Origin of the sequence: Streptococcus handemini (genome assembly GCF_040984445.1) — a bacterium.
In the GTDB taxonomy this organism is placed as follows: domain Bacteria; phylum Bacillota; class Bacilli; order Lactobacillales; family Streptococcaceae; genus Streptococcus; species Streptococcus handemini.
The window spans coordinates 1-16,996 of record NZ_JBFRYH010000012.1 but is presented as its reverse complement, the minus strand read 5'-3'; the positions used below and the strand labels follow the sequence as shown (position 1 = coordinate 16,996).

16 protein-coding genes are annotated in these 16,996 nt (G+C 41.1%); 12 read left to right on the top strand and 4 right to left on the bottom strand.

Translation table 11 applies throughout. From position 1 onward, the window contains the following. Positions 1 to 52 precede the first annotated feature (52 nt). Positions 53 to 2,266 (bottom strand): ATP-dependent Clp protease ATP-binding subunit, encoded by a 2,214-nt coding sequence (locus tag ABPH35_RS03095; protein ID WP_349988218.1) that lies wholly within the window; start codon positions 2,264 to 2,266, stop codon positions 53 to 55. Positions 2,267 to 2,537: 271 nt separating this feature from the next. On the opposite strand from ABPH35_RS03095, the gene ABPH35_RS03090 reads away from it, so the two are divergent. From ABPH35_RS03090 to ABPH35_RS03075, 4 genes are all read left to right on the top strand, one after another. Next, positions 2,538 to 2,768 (top strand): DUF1797 family protein, encoded by a 231-nt coding sequence (locus ABPH35_RS03090; RefSeq protein WP_349988217.1) that lies wholly within the window; start codon positions 2,538 to 2,540, stop codon positions 2,766 to 2,768. 125 nt (positions 2,769 to 2,893) lie between these two features. Further along, the gene (locus tag ABPH35_RS03085; protein WP_349988216.1) at positions 2,894 to 3,583 is read left to right on the top strand and encodes an amino acid ABC transporter permease; all 690 of its coding nucleotides are present in this window, start codon (positions 2,894 to 2,896) and stop codon (positions 3,581 to 3,583) included. Further along, on the top strand, positions 3,576 to 4,310 hold the full coding sequence (locus ABPH35_RS03080) for an amino acid ABC transporter ATP-binding protein (protein WP_349988215.1): 735 nt from the start codon (positions 3,576 to 3,578) through the stop codon (positions 4,308 to 4,310). Before ABPH35_RS03085 ends, ABPH35_RS03080 begins: the two co-directional genes overlap by 8 nt. A 1,584-nt stretch (positions 4,311 to 5,894) precedes the next feature. Then, entirely contained in the window at positions 5,895 to 6,746 is an 852-nt protein-coding gene (locus tag ABPH35_RS03075) for a bifunctional methylenetetrahydrofolate dehydrogenase/methenyltetrahydrofolate cyclohydrolase (protein ID WP_349988214.1), read from the top strand. Positions 6,747 to 6,946: 200 nt separating this feature from the next. Here the strand turns inward: ABPH35_RS03075 and ABPH35_RS03070 are convergent, their stop codons facing one another. Further along, complete coding sequence (locus ABPH35_RS03070) at positions 6,947 to 7,588, bottom strand: prepilin peptidase (RefSeq protein WP_349988213.1); 642 nt, start codon at positions 7,586 to 7,588, stop codon at positions 6,947 to 6,949. A 97-nt stretch (positions 7,589 to 7,685) separates the two neighbouring features. On the opposite strand from ABPH35_RS03070, the gene ABPH35_RS03065 reads away from it, so the two are divergent. From ABPH35_RS03065 to ABPH35_RS03030, 8 genes are all read left to right on the top strand, one after another. Beyond that, positions 7,686 to 8,621, top strand: a complete 936-nt coding sequence (locus tag ABPH35_RS03065; protein WP_349988212.1) for a TIGR01212 family radical SAM protein — start codon at positions 7,686 to 7,688, stop codon at positions 8,619 to 8,621. After that, complete coding sequence (locus ABPH35_RS03060; protein WP_349988211.1) at positions 8,615 to 9,172, top strand: class I SAM-dependent methyltransferase; 558 nt, start codon at positions 8,615 to 8,617, stop codon at positions 9,170 to 9,172. The genes ABPH35_RS03065 and ABPH35_RS03060 overlap by 7 nt, the downstream gene beginning before the upstream one ends. Then, on the top strand, positions 9,165 to 9,419 hold the full coding sequence (locus tag ABPH35_RS03055) for a hypothetical protein (protein WP_154608683.1): 255 nt from the start codon (positions 9,165 to 9,167) through the stop codon (positions 9,417 to 9,419). The genes ABPH35_RS03060 and ABPH35_RS03055 overlap by 8 nt, the downstream gene beginning before the upstream one ends. 12 nt (positions 9,420 to 9,431) lie before the next feature. Next, positions 9,432 to 11,486, top strand: coding sequence for a cation:proton antiporter (locus tag ABPH35_RS03050; RefSeq protein WP_349988210.1), 2,055 nt, complete (start codon positions 9,432 to 9,434; stop codon positions 11,484 to 11,486). A 126-nt stretch (positions 11,487 to 11,612) separates the two neighbouring features. Continuing rightward, positions 11,613 to 12,065, top strand: a complete 453-nt coding sequence (locus ABPH35_RS03045; RefSeq protein WP_349988209.1) for a MarR family winged helix-turn-helix transcriptional regulator — start codon at positions 11,613 to 11,615, stop codon at positions 12,063 to 12,065. A 10-nt stretch (positions 12,066 to 12,075) separates the two neighbouring features. Next, positions 12,076 to 12,585, top strand: coding sequence for a DinB family protein (locus tag ABPH35_RS03040; protein WP_349988208.1), 510 nt, complete (start codon positions 12,076 to 12,078; stop codon positions 12,583 to 12,585). A gap of 9 nt (positions 12,586 to 12,594) precedes the next feature. Continuing rightward, positions 12,595 to 13,929 carry a replication-associated recombination protein A gene (locus ABPH35_RS03035; protein WP_349988207.1) on the top strand — a complete coding sequence of 445 codons (1,335 nt, stop codon included), beginning with the start codon at positions 12,595 to 12,597 and terminating at the stop codon, positions 13,927 to 13,929. Positions 13,930 to 13,941: 12 nt separating this feature from the next. Continuing rightward, positions 13,942 to 14,823 carry a DUF5131 family protein gene (locus ABPH35_RS03030; protein ID WP_349988206.1) on the top strand — a complete coding sequence of 294 codons (882 nt, stop codon included), beginning with the start codon at positions 13,942 to 13,944 and terminating at the stop codon, positions 14,821 to 14,823. 227 nt (positions 14,824 to 15,050) lie between these two features. Here the strand turns inward: ABPH35_RS03030 and ABPH35_RS03025 are convergent, their stop codons facing one another. Both ABPH35_RS03025 and ABPH35_RS03020 read right to left on the bottom strand, forming a co-directional pair. Further along, positions 15,051 to 15,830: an ABC transporter ATP-binding protein gene (locus tag ABPH35_RS03025; RefSeq protein ID WP_349988205.1), complete on the bottom strand. Its 780-nt coding sequence runs from the start codon at positions 15,828 to 15,830 to the stop codon at positions 15,051 to 15,053. An 86-nt stretch (positions 15,831 to 15,916) separates the two neighbouring features. After that, complete coding sequence (locus ABPH35_RS03020) at positions 15,917 to 16,678, bottom strand: S1 family peptidase (protein WP_349988204.1); 762 nt, start codon at positions 16,676 to 16,678, stop codon at positions 15,917 to 15,919. Positions 16,679 to 16,996 lie beyond the last annotated feature (318 nt).

Below are 16,996 nucleotides of genomic sequence, written 5' to 3'. Positions count from 1 at the left end.
TCCTCAACTATGATTTTTTTCAATTATAGCATAAATATAGGAAAAAGAAAGCCTATTTTACTTTAATTGAAATAGCACCCTTGCTGGTTAGAACAGCGCGTAAATCTTTTTCTTCTGGATGTTCCAAATAGAAGTCTGTCAGTGCATCTTCGATATGTTCTTGAATGGTTCTACGAAGCGGACGGGCTCCCATTTTTGGATCATAACCTAAGTCCACTAACTTTTCTTTGACCTTGTCGGTCACATGGAGTGTCAGACCAGTTGTTGCCAAGCGCTTATTAACATCAAGGAGCATGAGGTCCACGATATGAAGGAGATTTTCCTTGCTGAGGGCATGGAATTCAATAATGCCGTCAAATCGGTTCATAAATTCAGGGCTAAAGAAATTGCTCAATTGACCGAGAACAGACTGGGACCGTCCTTCCATAGCAGCACCGAAGCCGACACTTGCTTCTACCTTGCCTGTTCCGGCATTTGAAGTCATGATGATAATGGTATCTTTGAAGCTAACAGTGCGACCTTGGCCGTCTGTCAAGCGACCGTCATCAAGGACTTGGAGGAACATGTGCATGACATCAGGGTGGGCTTTTTCAATCTCATCAAGAAGAATGAGCGAGTAAGGGTTGCGACGGACTTTTTCGGTTAATTGGCCTGCTTCCTCATAGCCGACATAGCCTGGAGGAGCACCGACTAATTTTGCAACAGCATGTTTTTCCATGTACTCGGACATATCAAAGCGAATCATACTATCGGCAGAACCAAAGAGTTCGATGGCGAGTTGTTTGGATAGCTCGGTTTTTCCGACCCCTGTTGGTCCAACGAAAAGGAAGCTTCCAATTGGACGGTTCGGTGCACCAAGTCCTACCCGATTGCGGCGAATGGCTTTGGCAATCTTATCAACGGCATCGTCTTGACCGATAACGTGTGCCTTGAGGTCGCTTGCAAGATTGATTAGCTGCGATTGTTCTTTTTCCTTCAAATCACCGACTGGAATATTGGTTTTTTGCTCAATGATGGCTTCAATTTCTTTTTCGGTAATGACAGGAATATCTTCCTCGCTGATTGTCGCTTTTTGCATTTCCTTATATTTAGCAATCTGATCGCGGTAGTAGGCTGCCTTTTCAAAGTCTTCATCACGAGTGGCCTGGGCCTTGCGATTTTCAGCATCAATCAAGCGCTGGTCGATTTCTTTTGGATCAACGAAATTCAGAGTCAAGTTCATCTTCGAACCAGCCTCATCTAACAAGTCAATAGCCTTGTCTGGCAAGAAGCGGTCTTGAATGTAGCGGTTGGATAAAATTGCTGCCGCTTCAATGGCTTCATCAGTATATTTGACATGATGATAGTCTTGGTACTTGCTTTGGATACCTTTTAGAATGGTAATGGTTTCGTCCACACTTGGCTCATCCACCTTGACAGGCTGCATACGGCGTTCCAGGGCAGCATCTTTTTCGATAATTCGGTATTCGTTGAGTGTGGTCGCACCGACCAGCTGCATTTCTCCCCGAGCAAGGGCAGGTTTCAAAATATTGCCTGCGTCCATATTGCCGTCACCGGCAGAACCAGCACCGACGATTTCATGGATTTCATCGATAAAGAGAATAATTTCCTTGCGGTTGCGGATTTCTTCCATGAGTTTTTGCATGCGCTCTTCAAATTGCCCACGGATACCCGTTCCTTGAACGAGGCTAACCACATCGAGTCGAATGACTTCACGGCCTTGAAGTTTTTGTGGCACATCTCCGTCAACGATTTTTTGAGCCAGACCTTCGACAACGGCTGTTTTTCCGACCCCAGGTTCTCCGATTAGGACAGGATTATTCTTAGTCCTACGGTTGAGAATTTCAATAACACGTTTGATTTCTTCGTCTCGACCGATAACAGGATCAATATCCCCACGGCGAGCAATTTCAGTGACGTTGATGCCAAATTCTTCTAGGAGGCCATTCGGCTGTTTTGGAGGAGGAGTTGGACCGCCATTGTTGCCACGATTGCCACCGCCTGCTTGGGTAGGAGGTGTTTGATTGCGAGCTTTTCCAGCTGGTGTATGTCCTGGAACGCCTCCAATATTATTGAAAAATTCGCTAAATGGATCCATACTATTTGGATTTGCTAGATCACCTAATCCCTTTAAAATAGCGTTATTTGGGTCAGTCTTCATGATTTGGTAACAGTTGTGGCAGAGATCCACTTGTTGTTGTTTTCCATTTAGATTTGTATAAAGATGAATGGTCGCATCATTGATATTACAGTTATGACAAAGCATAGGCAAACCTCTTTTCTGTGAGAAATTCTGCCTTTAGAGATGTTGGAAATCATACAGGAAAATGGGCTTTCACACTGTAAAAATCAAATAGTCAATAAAGGTCAGATATACATTTATTATATCAAGATTTCGCTAAAATGCAAGAATCTGCTACCTAAATTGAAATGAATTTGGAGGAAAGTCAGAATAAAAATGGATAAAGCAAGACTTTTTAATGAAAATATGGTAAAATACTCCTGTAATTAAGATACTTAGAAATAGGAGAAGTGATATGGAATCACATTTGGCAAGAATTATTAATCGTTTAGAAGCAATGGCAACGGACGGTGGCACACTAAAACGGAATTTTGAACGTGATGGTGTTGTGGTTGCGGAAGTTGCCTATAGCTTTGATGAAGAAAATGGTTCAGTCTTTACTCTTCGTGATGTAGCAGCGCGTGAAACCTATACGTTTGATAGCGTCGACTTGATTGCAATGGAAATTTACGAATTATTGTACTAATTCTAACGAAGATTCGAAAAGCACTACGGTGCTTTTTTATTGCTTTGAATATTTAAACGAATATATTGCATTTTTATTCAAAAATGATATAATAGAGTGCATATAGTATGAAAAGAGGTAACTAAATGGATTTTTCGTTTCTTCCCAAGTATTGGGACTATTTTAACTACGGAGCGCTTGTTACGCTTCTGATTGCAGCTTTAGTTGTATTCTTTGGGAGTATCATTGGAATTTTGCTGGCCTTTGCTCAGCGTAGTAAATTCCGTCCCTTAGCCTGGCTAGCTAATATCTATGTTTGGATTTTTCGTGGAACCCCGATGGTGGTACAAATCATGATTTCTTTTGCGGTGATGAATATTACAGCACCGACTTTTGAATTAGGGATTTTATCTGTTGATTTGTCACGCTTGTTGCCAGGGATTATCGTGATTTCGATGAACAGTGGTGCTTACGTGTCAGAAACGGTACGAGCAGGAATTAACGCTGTACCAAAGGGGCAATTAGAAGCAGCTTATTCCTTAGGAATTCGTCCTTTTGAAGCTATGAAATCCGTCATTATGCCACAGGCTATTAAGAATATTTTACCAGCCTTGGGAAATGAATTTGTGACGATTTTAAAAGATAGCTCCCTCTTGTCAACTATCGGTGTGATGGAATTGTGGAATGGTGCGACAACCGTTGCTGCGACGACCTATTTGACCCTGACACCGCTCTTGTTTGCGGCTGCTTATTATCTCGTGATGACCAGCGTGTTGACCTTAGCCATTCAAGTATTTGAGAAACAATTAAATAAAGGAGGGCAAACTCATGCATGAGGGGATTATTTCGATTAAAAATCTGCATAAATCATTTGGAAAGAATGAAGTGCTAAAAGGGATTGATTTGGACATTGAGAAGGGCCAGGTCGTTGTCATCATTGGACCATCTGGTAGTGGAAAATCAACCTTCTTGCGAACCATGAATCTGCTGGAAGTACCGACCAAGGGGACGGTTACCTTTGAAGGCGTTGATATTACTGATCAGTCAAATGATATTTTTAAGATGAGAGAAAAAATGGGCATGGTCTTTCAGCAGTTCAATCTTTTCCCCAATATGTCGGTGTTGGACAATATTACCCTGTCACCGATTAAGACCAAGGGATTGGCGAAGAGCGAGGCTGAAAAAATTGCCTATGATTTGCTTGAAAAAGTGGGATTGCCGGACAAGGCCCATGCATATCCGCAGAGCTTATCAGGTGGTCAGCAGCAGCGGATTGCGATTGCCCGTGGTCTAGCTATGGATCCAGATGTATTGCTCTTTGATGAACCGACTTCAGCTCTTGATCCCGAGATGGTAGGAGAAGTGTTAAGCGTGATGCAAGAGTTGGCAAAATCTGGGATGACCATGGTCATTGTGACACATGAAATGGGTTTTGCTCGTGAGGTAGCTGACCGTGTCATCTTTATGGACGGCGGCATCGTCGTAGAAGACGGAACGCCGCAACAAATCTTTGAAGAAACCAAGGAAGAACGAACCAAAAATTTCTTGTCGAAGGTACTATAAGCGTAATGATATTGGTTATGAAATGGAAATAATTGAGCCATATCAATCGATTCCATCCGGGTTAGTGACAAACACAACATTATTATCAATGATTTTTGTAGAGAAAATTAGAAATACTAGTTCATACAGTTATTTTTTAAATCACAGAATTTTCAGAATTTATGTGACTTTGTAGGGATAGTATTGCTATAATATACGTACCATTAAAAAAAGGAGAGTTGGCAACGAATGCACTTATTCAGTATCTTCTTTACTATCGTTTGTGGTAAAGAAAAAGGCGGCTAGTCGCCTTTTTCTTTATCAACACTCTAATTAAAATTGGCAAGGAAATGAACACAATGGCGGTTTGGATAAAAAGATTGCAAGAAGAATATTTAGAAACGAGACTTCATTCTGGAGAGGACTTTTTAGAGTGGTTCATCCAAAGAAAAATGACCTGGGGACAAAGGTGGGGGCTAGTATTGATACTCAATTTTATCCTTCAACCTCTGATTTGGAATGTATCCCTTATTGTATGGATTTTTTGGTTCTCATTTATTCTTTTCATTTTTTACATTTTAGGGAAGCTATTCTTTTTAGGGAAGTCCTTGTATAGGTTCTATGTTAAAAAAGGCTTAAAAAAATAGTCATTCGTTTTTAGGGATTACGTGGTTAACATCTCTTGCTTGAAACCAAATGAAATTGAAAGAGTAAACATGACCGCTGGAGTTGTTCAGCGGTTTTTGATGGTAGTTTTTGCCTATAGGGATGACGAATAAAAAGTGCTAAAGTCAGATGAATATTTTTGGTATAATGGAGAACATATATAAAAGGAGATGAGACGGTGCAGATCTTACTGGCAAAGAAATTAACGTAGCTGGTGGTATTGAAAGTAGCGAAAAATCTCCATCCATCTTCTAACGTATTGCCTTGATATTGAAAAGTAATCCGTTTTTTAAAAAGATGAACGAAGATTTTATATAGTGGAATAAATCATTTCCTAAAAAAATTGTAGACGGTTTAGAAGTTTACTTTGATTTCTTTTTATAATAGATAATCATTCCCAATAAGGAACCCAAAAATCCCCAAAGTGCTCCTTCTAAAAATTTCATATATAGCCTCCTTCTACTGGTTCGTAACAGAGTAGATGGTAGTTGCAACATCCCCATCCCAAGTCTGTTCAGCCTTTAAGTTGATACTCTTCAATAGTAAGGTTTCCTTTTTCTAATTCGCTTTTTGTAACATTTAAAAACTCATCGTCCGTTATAATATGCTCAGACAAGACAGAGACGTTTTTTTATGCTTCTTGAGAATTCTTGAGCAGAAACAGTTGTAGTAAGTAGAGAAGGAATGAATAGGTTGACGAAAGAAATAGCTATGAAACTTGTAGCGATAATTTGTTTTTTCATCATTTTTCTCCTTTACATTCAAACGAAAAGCATAGGTAACAAATGTAATCGATTACATTTGTTATTTTATCACATTTTATAAAAAAAACAAGTCTTGTTTAGCAAAAAAGAATATGGTATAACAAATAGCTAATGAATTTTCTACCCTACTCCCTTCATTTTTGTTATAATAGGAAAAAAGAAAAGGAGATGAGAAATGACAGTCATTGATGGGAAGGTCTTAGCAGCGAAGTTACAGGGGCGTTTAGCAGAAAAAACGGCACTCTTGAAGGAAAAAACAGGACTAGAGCCAGGTTTGGTTGTGATTTTGGTGGGGGAAGATCCCGCCAGTCAAGTCTATGTGAGAAATAAGGAACGTTCAGCCTTGGCAGCTGGTTTTCGCAGTGAAGTTGTGCGAGTTCCTGATACGATAACACAAGCAGAGCTGTTGCGTCTGATTGACCGCTACAATCAAGATGCTTCTTGGCATGGGATTTTGGTACAGTTGCCCTTACCAGCCCATATAGATGAAGAGGCGGTGCTATTTGCGATTGACCCTCAAAAAGATGTGGATGGTTTTCATCCGACCAATATGGGCAAGCTCTGGAGTGGTCATCCTGTCATGATTCCCTCAACTCCAGCAGGAATTATGGAGATGTTCCGAGAGTATGGGATTGCGCTTAAAGGGAAGAAAGCGGTCGTGATTGGTCGGAGCAATATCGTCGGCAAACCCATGGCCCAGCTCCTCTTAGATGCAAATGCGACCGTGACCATTGCCCATTCACGGACGGAAAATCTAGCGCAATTAGCGCGCGAAGCAGATATCTTGGTCGTAGCCATCGGTCGTGGGCATTTTGTGACCAAGGACTTTGTCAAAGAAGGGGCAGTGGTCATTGATGTCGGCATGAACCGTGATGCAAATGGCAAATTGATTGGGGATGTAGCCTACGATGAAGTAAAAGAGATCGCAAGCTACATCACCCCTGTACCTGGTGGGGTTGGCCCCATGACCATTACCATGTTGATGGAGCAGACTTTCGAGGCCTTTCAACGGAGCTTGGACAAATAAGGTGAATAAGACGTAAAAATGCTCTTTTTTGATCAAACGATATACAGGTGATATGAACACCAGATAAGACAAAAGGAAAACACTTCTATTGCTAGTTGTATTCTAGTTTCAGTAGAAGTGTTTTTGTATCTTGCTTGAGGTCTTGAGTTGATAGTTTTTAAAAATAGTTGTAGGGAATGTGTGGGAAAGTAGAAGGAAGGTTATAAGCACTGTAAAATCAGACTAGCTAGAAAGAGGCAGGGAACAAAGGGGAGAGATTTGGGATGGAATAGTTTGAAAATCAATAGCCCAAATACACTTGCTAACTGGACGATCCAGAGGATTTCGGTAAAGGAAAAGAGGAGAGATAGGCTAGCTAGGTAGAAAAAATCACCCGAACCGATATTTAGTTGATATTTTTCAGCGAGCAAGGCGAGGAAAATTAGGCCACAAAATACCCAGTTCAGACTTGACAGCAGAAGGGCTAGGAAAGTAAAGACAAGCCATATCATGAGGGGATATTCTTGGTGTTTGATATCATAAATGGTTAATACGAGTCCAGCAAACAGTAGTGCGCATTGTAGAACAGAAATAACACCAAAAGCTAGGAGGAGAATGAACCCAGCTGAAATACTTTCTAATCCTAGATACCAGTAAGGGATTTTTGTCTGGCAATAACGGCATTTAGAGCGCATGGCAAGCTGTGAGAGAATTGGAATCATATCCCACCATTTCAATGGCTGCTTACAATGATTGCAGTGACTAGCAGGAAAGAGGATTGACTCGTCAGGAAAACGGTCAATAACGACACCGAGAAATGAGCCAAGAGAGGCTCCTAAAAAAATCAATAAAATTATCTTCATACCTATCTATTCGTAAAGAGTAGGAAAAAGTAAAAAGAAACATCATTTTTTCTATTTTTTTGCTACTCCCATTCTTGAAATGTGGTAGAATAGGAGAATGAAATCTTACAATGCTTTGAATGATTATTATCGAACATTATTTGGAGAAAAGACCTTTAAAGTGCCGATTGATGCGGGATTTGACTGTCCAAATCGTGATGGAACGGTAGCAAAAGGAGGGTGTACATTTTGTACGGTGTCAGGATCTGGTGATGCGATTGTAGCACCGGATGCGCCTATTCGTGAACAATTTTATAAGGAAATTGATTTCATGCACCGTAAATGGCCAGATGTTCGAAAATATTTGGTCTATTTTCAAAACTTTACCAATACGCATGAGAAGGTTGAGATTATCCGGGAGCGGTATGAGCAGGCTATCAATGAACCAGGAGTAGTGGGCATCAATATTGGAACTCGACCAGACTGCCTACCAGATGAAACGATTGCCTATCTAGCAGAATTGTCAGAACGCATGCATGTGACAGTGGAGTTGGGGCTTCAGACAACCTTTGAAGAAACGTCAGATTTGATTAACCGCGCTCACTCGTATGAACTTTATGTTGAAACGGTGAAACGATTGCGCAAATTTCCTAAGATTGAAATTGTGTCGCATTTGATTAACGGTCTGCCCGGTGAGACGCACGAGATGATGCTAGAAAATGTTCGCCGCTGCGTAACAGATAATGATATTCAGGGCATTAAATTACACTTGCTTCATTTGATGACTAATACGCGTATGCAGCGGGATTATCATGAAGGACGGTTGCAGCTACTCAGTCAAGAAGAGTATGTCAATATCATTTGTGACCAGTTAGAAATTATCCCTAAGCACATCGTCATTCATCGGATTACAGGAGATGCACCGCGCGATATGCTGATCGGACCAATGTGGAGCCTCAATAAGTGGGAAGTGCTCAATGCCATTGAAACTGAGATGCGCCGCCGTGGGAGTGTCCAAGGCTGTAAAGTAAAGGAGCAGAAATTTACATGTTAAGACCATTAGAAATGGCCCATCAGTTTTTAGCAGAAGTCATCACTAAGGAAGATATCGTGGTGGATGCGACCATGGGCAATGGGCATGATACTCTCTTTTTAGCTGAGAGAGCTAAAAAAGTGTTTGCATTTGATATACAAGAACAGGCGATTGAGCAGACTCATGCACGTCTGGAAAAGGCTGGTCTGACCAATGCTGAGCTGATTTTAGCAGGACATGAACAACTGGATCTCTATGTAGGAGAGGTGAAAGCAGGGATTTTTAATCTGGGCTATCTGCCTAGTGCAGACAAATCGATTATCACTCAGCCCAACACTACTATTGTGGCACTTGAAAAATTGTGTCAACGCTTGGTATTGGGTGGTCGGATTGCGGTCATGATTTACTATGGTCATGAAGGTGGAGATGTGGAGCGTGATGCGGTACTGGACTTTGTAGCCAAGCTCCCTCAACAGGAATTTACTGCAGCGATTTACCGCACTCTTAATCAAGTTAATCACCCTCCCTTTTTAGTAATGCTTGAAAAATTAAAGGAATACAATCATGGATAAAAAATATTTACAGGAAAAATTAGCAGGACTTAGAAGTAAGTATGTTGATTCCAATACAGGAGAACAGCTCGCCAAAAAATTTGACGATGCGCATTTGAGCAAAAAAATGGTCAAAATTAAACAGAAGTTGGTCAGTCTTGAAATGGAACGGTGTCAAAAGCAAATTGAACATCGAGATTTATCTAAAATTGACGAAAAAATTTCTGAGCAAAAACTCTTATTTGAACAATGTTGTAAAGAACAATAAGGAGGGTAGTGGATGACAATACTCCTTTATTTAATTGTATTTTTACTGGTTTTGATTGCGTCAAATGCAGCCAATAAATTGTTTCCACGCTTGCCGTTACCATTGTTGCAAATTGTTGCCGGAGCCTTGTTAGGTCTGTGTATACCGCAAGGAAAGTTTCATCTTGATACGGAATTCTTTCTTGCTTTGGTCATCGGACCGCTCTTGTTTCGTGAAGCTGAAGAAAGTGATGTTACTAGTATTCTGCGCTACTGGCATATTGTGCTGTATCTCATTTTCCCAGTCATTTTCATTTCAACTCTTAGCCTAGGTTATATGGCACATTTTCTCTGGGCAAGTCTTCCGTTAGCGGCCTGCTTGGCGGCAGGGGCAGCGCTTGGTCCTACAGATTTAGTAGCCTTTTCTTCTCTATCGGATCGTTTTACCTTTCCAAAGCGTGTTGAGAGTATCTTAAAGGGAGAAGGTTTGCTAAACGATGCGAGCGGCTTGGTTGCTTTTCAAGTGGCGGTTGCAGCCTGGCTTACAGGTGAATTTTCGATCGAAAAAGCTAGTGTATCTCTACTCATTTCCATTGTAGGTGGTTTTGCAATTGGAGCGGCAACTGCCTTTTTCAATCAACGCTTGCACCGTCTGTTGCTACATGCCCAAGCTTCTGATATTGCGAGCCAATTATTATTGGAATTAAGCCTGCCCCTACTCACATTTTTTTTGGCAGAAGAAATCCATGTCTCGGGGATTATTGCAGTCGTCGTTGCTGGGATTTTTAAGGCTAGTCGGTTTAAAAATATCACCCTATTGGAAGCCCAGGTTGATACGGTAACGGATACGGTTTGGGGCACCGTTACCTTCATGCTAAATGGGTCGGTCTTTATTCTGTTAGGGATCGAATTGCAGATGATTTTAGAGCCGATTCTGAGCAGTCCGATTTATGATAATCTCTTTTTATTGATTACCATTTTTGTTCTCACCTTCTTATTGTTTAGCATCCGTTTTCTTATGATTTATGCTTTTTATGCCTATCGAATGATGCGAACAAAGAAAAAGATGACCTATGCCTTGAAAGATAGTCTTTTACTGACATTTTCAGGAGTTAAAGGAACGGTTTCCATTGCAACGATTTTGTTAATTCCAGCGACCTTAGAAAGAGAATATCCTCTCTTACTCTTTCTCGTTGCGGGCGTTACCTTACTTAGTTTCTTAACTGGCTTGATCGTGTTGCCACATCTGTCTGAGAGTAAGGAAGAAACGACAGAATACCTGATGCACATCGCAATTTTAAATGATGTAGTGACAGAATTAGAAGCGGATTTGGCGCATACCAAGATTAAAGGTCCGCTCTATGCAGCGATTGATAATTATCATGGTCGAATTGAAAATCTGATTTTAGAGCGGGAAGATAAGACCGTCCGAAAGGATTTAGCAAGTCTTCAACTATTGATTCTTAGTATTGAAAATGATGGTCTTGAGCAGGCTTATGAAGAAGGAAAGATTGATGATCGGTCCTATCATCTTTATCAGCGCTATCTTTTAGGAATGGAACAGCGGATTAACCGCGATTTTGCTTCTCGTTTTACCTATTTTTGGATTGTTTTTTGGCGTGTTTCTCGCCTCATTCTCCATGAAATTGTGACGTTGGGTGCTCGATTACGCTCATGGCGGAAAAAGGAGAAACGCCATTTGACAAAAGAAGAAATTGAGAGTATTGCAGAGCTGTATCTGGCTAATACGGAGGTAATTGTTGAGAGCTTGGAGCATTTAAAGGGGATTTATAAAAATTCGCTGATCAATTTCTTACAGGATTCTCGCCTACGTGAAACAGCTATTATCGGTAGTGGAGCCTTTATTGAACGGGTTATCACACGGATGAAACCGACTAATATTGTTGAAATGCTACGAGGTTACTATCTGGAACGCAAAATCATCTTTGAATACGAAGATCAAGGTATGATTTCAGCTGGTTATGCGAAGCGCTTGCGACAGAATGTGAATAATTTAGAAAACTATTCCCTCAAGGAAACCGTCAATACCTTGCCATATGATATGGTGAATTATGCTAGGAAAGGATAAGAAAGAAACTGGACAGGAGTCATTATGGTCGTCTTGCTCAGTTTTTTGTTTTTTCTTGCTAAAATTGTTTTTATATAGTAAGATATAAAGTATATTAGTTTTATATAAAAACAAAAAGGAGTTGTCATGAAAAGTAAAAAGGGAGGGTATTTGACTCTCAAGATTCGCCTTTTAAATGGGAGGCTCTTTAATCGCTATCTATCCATGGATGAGCGAGCCTTGTACAATGGAGAGCAGGGGAAGATTTTATCAGCTCTTTGGGATAAATCTCCTCAAACGGCGACAGATTTGTCCCAAGTGACAGGACTAGCTAATAGCAGTCTGTCTCTGATGCTGAAGCGTTTAGAGGAACAGGGCTTACTAGTCAGTCAGGCTTCGGCAGAAGATAAGCGCAAGCGAATGGTTAACTTGACTCCACTTGGTGCGAGTCAAAAGACTGTCGGTGAGGCGATCAGCCAGCAACTGAGCGATGTTTTTTATCAGGGATTTTCAGAGGAAGAAATCGAGGCAGTAGAAGGCTATTTAGAGCGAATTTTAGAGAATTTAGAAGCGGAAGCTAATCAAGTATTCAAACGATAAGGAGTCACATATGCAAACAAAAGATTTATTGATTCAGACATTGGAACGTGCTGAGGAGCGCTTTTTGGAAACGTTGGACATGATGACTGTTGAGGAAGCGAATACGATGCCAGATCCTTTGCTAAAATCTGTGATCTGGCTCATCTGGCATACGGCAAGAACTGTGGATTTTCAGATTGCAGATTTAGCTCAGGTAAGCCCTTTATACCAAAAAAATGGCTGGGAAGAGCAGTTTGCTTTGGAGTTACCGAGCGATACGCAGGACTGGATTCATACTGTGGAAGAAGCACAAAAAGTTCAGGTAGCTGATAAAACGCTTCTCATAGAGTATTTACAGGAAGCGATTAGTTTTGGCAAGCGCTATATCAAGGAGCTAGAGGAGCAGTCTCTTGACGACATTATTGACGAGTCGTGGGAACCTGCGGTGACACGTGGCGTACGTCTCGTATCAACTATTGATGATGCAGTGATGCATTCGGGACAAGCTGTTTATACGAGACGTCTGGTAATTAGGCGATAGGAGTGGCAAATGGCACAAATCAGCTTTTTTGAAGGGGAGATGGATCGACATTCGCCTCTAGCAAGTCGTGTTCGACCTAGGACCTTGGATGAATTTATCGGCCAGGGTCACTTAGTCGGAGAAGGGAAATTTCTGCGGGAGATGATCGACAAGGATCAGATTTCTTCTATGATTTTCTGGGGGCCGCCGGGTGTCGGGAAGACAACTTTAGCTGAAATTATTGCTAAAACAACACGCTCTCGTTTTGTCACCTTTAGCGCTGTTATGAATGGGATTAAGGAAATTCGAGCCATCATGAATGAAGCCGAAGAACACCGTCAACTTGGTGAGCGGACCATTGTCTTTATCGATGAGATTCATCGATTTAATAAAGCTCAGCAAGATGCCTTTTTGCCTTATGTGGAAAAAGGTAGTATTATTTTAATTGGAGCGACGACAGAAAATCCTTCTTTTGAAGTCAATTCTGCCCTGCTCTCAAGGACACGTGTTTTTGTCTTGAAACAGTTGAGTTCAGATGAATTGCTGGTGCTTCTCAAGAGGATCGTTCATTCACCGCTCGCTTTTCCTGATTGGGAGATTGAAATTAAAGACAGTATTCTCAAGCAAATTGCGATTTATTCAAATGGTGATGCACGTACGGCTCTCAATACCTTAGAGATGTTGGTCATCAATAGTGAAGTAAGAAACCAAAAAGTTCGGGTGACAGAAGATCTAGTGGAAGCTTTGCTGGATAAAAAGACAGCCTATTATGATAAGGGCGGTGAAGAGCATTACAATATCATTTCAGCACTCCACAAATCCATGCGGAATAGCGATGTAGACTCGGCCATTTACTGGTTGGGGCGGATGATTGATGGTGGAGAAGACCCTGTTTATATCGCTCGACGTTTGATTCGATTTGCTAGTGAAGATGTTGGCCTAGCAGACAATAGCGCTCTTAATTTAGCAATTAATGTCTTTCAGGCTTGTCGCTATATTGGCCTGCCAGAGTGTGATGTGCACTTGACGCAATGTGTCATCTACCTCTCTCTAGCACCCAAGTCAAATGCAACTTACAAAGCTCGTACAGCTGTGCAAAAAGATATTAAGAAAACGATTGATGAGCCTGTTCCCCTTCATTTGCGCAATGCAACGACCAAACTTATGAAAGAAGTCGGTTATGGCAAGGGGTATCAATTAGCTCATTTCTACGACGAAAAACTGACGACTATGCCAACCAGACCAGCAAGCATTAGCGACCATGTTTATTATCAGCCGACAGAAGAAGGGCATGAAGTTCGAATGAAACAACGATTGAACTATATCAAAGAATGGAAAGAAAGGAATCATACAGATTTTCATTAGAAAGGAGATGAGATGCGAGACACATGGAATCCTTGGCACGGATGTCGAAAAGTTAGCGAAGGTTGTAAAAATTGTTATATGTACTACTTGGACCAACTACGTGGGAGAGATGGCAGGCAAATTTATAGGACGAAATTGGATTTTACCTATCCGATTCAAAAGGATCGAAAAGGAAATTATAAGGTCAAGAGTGGTGAGATGCTGCGAGTCTGTATGACCTCTGATTTCTTTTTAGAAGAAGCGGATCAATGGCGAGATGAGGTCTGGGATATGATCTGGCAACGACGGGATGTCAAGTTTTTTTTGCTCACCAAACGACCAGAGCGAGTACTTGATTGTTTGCCCAAGGATTGGGGAGAAGGCTGGGATCATGTTTTTTTAAATGTATCGTGTGAAAATCAAAAATGGGCTGATCGTCGAATTCCGATTTTGTTTGACTTACCTTTTAAGCACAAGGGCATCATGTGTGCGCCTTTAATTGGAGCTATTGACCTTCAACCCTATCTTGCGACAGGCCAGCTAGAGCAGGTCATCTGTGGTGGAGAAAATTATGGCGGAGCTAGACCTTGTCATTATGATTGGATAAAAGATATGAGCAAGGCTTGTCGCGCGGCAAATGTGACCTTTGCTTTTATTGAGACTGGCACTCATTTTGTCAAGGATGGACGTTCCTACCAGTTACCGTCTAAGCAACTCCAAAGTCAAATGGCCTATAAATCTGGGATGAGTTATCAAGGTAAAAAAATGGACTTTCGGCTGGTAGATGCGATTGGCTTAGAAATTTCCGAGGAGGAATTGCATAAACCAGACTTTGCAAGTACTTGTCAAACTTGCGCTACGAAAATGATTTGCAATGGCTATACCAAGGATTGTGAACCAAGGGGACAGTTATGAAAAAGGTAAGTGGAAAGTTTTATTGGATTGATTATTTAGAAACAGGTATTCAAAAAGCCTTAAAACAACTGTTGTTAAGAGTACAGCTGTTTTAAGGATTTCATAGTGAATTGAATAAAGGTTAGGACATCGTTAAGTTGCTTTGATGAACGCCAGTTCTGTCTTCGGCTCCTTGCCTTGTCCTATTCCTTTCTCAATCCACTATAATATTTGAACTCTGGGAAGATTCACACAAGTGGCTTGATAAAAAGACGGTCTTCGCCAAGTGAAGTCAGCTCTACCTGTTGGTTATAGAATTGGGTTAGAATCTCGGGGGTTAGAATGTCTTCTTTTGGACCTTTCGCAAGAATCTTGCCCTCTTTTAGTAGGAGGACATGGGTAAAGGATTGGGTAATCTCTTCAGCGTGGTGGGTCACATAGATAATAGCTGGCGCCATGGGAAGTTGACAAATGTGTTCGATATGTTTGAGTAGGCGTTCACGAGCAAGTAAATCAAGACCGACTGTTGCTTCATCTAAAATCAATAGTTGTGGTTCTTCCATGAGACTGCGGGCGATAAGGAGCAATTGGCGTTCCCCTTGAGATAAGCTAGCATAGGTTCGACCAATCAGGTGGGCAGCGTCAATCTTGTACAGCATGTCTTTTGCTTCCTGCAATTCCTGTTCACCGTATTCACGATAGAGAATGGAAGATTTGTATTTACCAGTGAGAACAATTTGCTCTGCGTAAAGATCAGTCGGAAAGCGTTCGGCTAAAAAGGAGCCAACAATCCCAATTTTGGTCCGTAAACTAGGAATATCCCCTTTACCAAATTCAATGCCTAGAACGCTCAATTCGCCGGAACTCTTCCAAAATTCAGCTGTTAAAATCCGCAATAAGGTCGACTTACCAGCTCCGTTTAACCCAAGAACAGCCCATTGCTCTCCTTTAGCATATTCCCATGAAAGATTGTCCAAAATAGTCTTTCCTTGTCTACGGTAAGAAAGATTACGCATCGAAAGAATCATAAGCTACCTCGTTTTCAATTCATTTCCATTATTATACCATAGAAGTATACCATAGAAGTGGGTAACGGGGAGTGGCTGATGGTTGCTTATTGATACTGTTCAATAAAGGTTCGAATCGTTTTATCAAACAAGAGACCAAAGGAGGTTGGATTGTCCAAATCATCTGTTGAAGCATTGGCTAATCCAATCATATCGCCATTTTTATTGAATAAGGGAGAGCCGGATGATCCACTTGCAATAGGAGCGGTGTAGGTGAGGAAGTTTCCGTCGATTTCTTTAATTGTTCCCTGACTATCCCATAATGTGCCATGCTCTTTATCACCTGGATAGCCTACTGCTCGGATAAAATCAGAGACCTTTGCTTTTTCCGTTGTGTCAAGACTTGCTATTTTTTGAATCGTAAGGTGACTAAGTTCTTTGTTGGAAGTGATGGGTTTTTGGAGTTTGACAATGCCAATATCCATGCTCTCATCTTCTGGTGCAATGAGCTCTTTGATGGGAAGGTCAATCTGTTTGCCGTTTTGATCAACCGTTCGGACGACGGCTGCTTCTGCTTTTTCAAAACCAGTGACAACATGACGGTTGGTCAGCAAGGTATCAGGTGAGATAAAGACCCCTGTACCGTGACTTTTTGCGTTCGTTTTAGATTGTACCAAGGCAATACCGTTGTAGGTGCTAGCAGCAATGTCTTGGATTTGGGTACGACTGCTGATTGTTTCTTGTTTGCTACTAGAAGTTGTTTGGGTTGCTGTTTTTGTCGAATTGTTTGCGCAAGCGGTCATGTAAAGTCCGCTTGTTGATAGGAGTACGCCTACAAGTGCGAGTTGACAAAATCGATTTGGTTTCATGAAGATTCTCCTTTATCGGTTTGAATTACTATCATCTTATCAGATTCATCTCACTATCCCCTATGTCTCTTGCAATTTTCATCTGTTTTTTTGGTTTGGGAAAAGAAAGATCAACTAGACTTCTTACGAAGGTTGGAAAAATATCTATTTTTATCAGGTCTTTGCCAATATTTCAGTGACTTTGATCACGACAAACGCATGAAGAAAAGATAGTTTTCAGAAAACGACATACATAGTGACAAAATCAATCAAAGTAGTAAACTAGAGATAGAGGTGACTACAATGATTGATTTTCTCGTTTCCATAGACTCCCAAAGT